Source organism: Collinsella sp. LCP21S3_D3 (assembly GCF_052118305.1).
Lineage (GTDB): Bacteria > Actinomycetota > Coriobacteriia > Coriobacteriales > Coriobacteriaceae > Collinsella.
Map to the genome: position 1 here is coordinate 1 of NZ_JBQKHK010000049.1, position 1,152 is coordinate 1,152.

Below are 1,152 nucleotides of genomic sequence, written 5' to 3' on the forward strand. Positions count from 1 at the left end.
GCAAGCGGGACGCCATGGAGGCGTTCGGGGTCATGTCCCTGGCGCCGCTCAAGAGATGGTGCGCGCTCTACCGCGAGGGCGGCGCCGAGGCGCTCAGGCCCAGGCCCAAGGGCCGGCCGAGCGGTTCCAAGGCGAGGCCGCGCACGCGCGAGCAGGAGCTCGAGGAGCGCTGCCGAAGGCTCGAGACCGAGGTGGCCTACCTAAAAAAATTGCGTGCCCTGGTCGAGAGGGACGGACTCTGACCAGGGCGAAGGTCGAGGCCGTGAGCGCCCTGCGCGAAGAGGGGTACGGGCTGGGGTGCCTGCTGGAGTGCGCCGGCCTGGCGAGGTCGAGCTACTACTACGCGCTGTCGCACCCGAAGGCTCCCACCAGGCCCGAGCTCTGGGAGGCCGCCGCCGAGATATTCTCGCGCACGGCCAACGGGTGCGGCCACAGGCAGATCGCCATGTGCCTGCGCGCCGAGCAGGGCGTGCGCATAGCCTACAAGACCGTGCTGAAGATGATGCGCGAGATGGGCATCAGCTGCGGGATCCGCCGCGAGACCGACTACCACAGGTACAACTCGTACAGGGGCAAGGTCGGAAAGACCTTCGAGAACGTCATCGGGCGCGACTTCGCCGCCGACGGGCCGTGGGAAAAGATGGGCACCGACGTCACCGAGTTCAAACAGCCCTGGGGCAAGGCCTACTTCGCGCCGGTCTACGACTTCGGCAGCAAGGAGATCGTCGCCTGGTCCACGTCGCTGCACCCCAACATGGCTCAGCAGCACGAGCTGCTCGACCAGCTCGTGTCCAAGAAGCCCAAGGGCTCCAGGCCGATCCTGCACTCGGACATGGGCTGGCAGTACCAGCAGGCCGGTTGGTGCAGACGGTTGGAGGAGGCCGGCGTGGTGCAGAGCATGTCCCGGAAGGGCAACTGCATCGACAACGGCGCGACGGAGCAGGTGTTCGGCCACATCAAGGACGAGTTCTTCCGCGGAAGGACGTGGCCGGACTTCGAGTCCTTCAAGGCGGACCTCGACGACTTCGTGGTCCATTGGAACACGAGGAGGCGCCAGGTTAAACTGAAGGGACTGACCCCGGAGGAGTTCCGGAGACAGTCCCTTGCGGCGTAGTTCTTATTTAAGCCGTCCAAGTTTTGGGGTGCAGTTCA

At 65.6% G+C, this 1,152-nt stretch carries 2 protein-coding genes; both read left to right on the forward strand.

The annotated features are described in order from the left end of the window. Positions 1-242: helix-turn-helix domain-containing protein (locus tag ACTQ1S_RS09300; protein WP_441547564.1), on the forward strand; the 242-nt coding region annotated here is incomplete at its 5' end. Positions 243-262: 20 nt separating this feature from the next. Further along, a complete protein-coding gene (locus tag ACTQ1S_RS09305; protein ID WP_304211243.1) occupies positions 263-1,114 on the forward strand; it encodes an IS3 family transposase in 852 nt (283 codons plus the stop codon). The last annotated feature ends 38 nt before the right edge of the window (positions 1,115-1,152 follow it).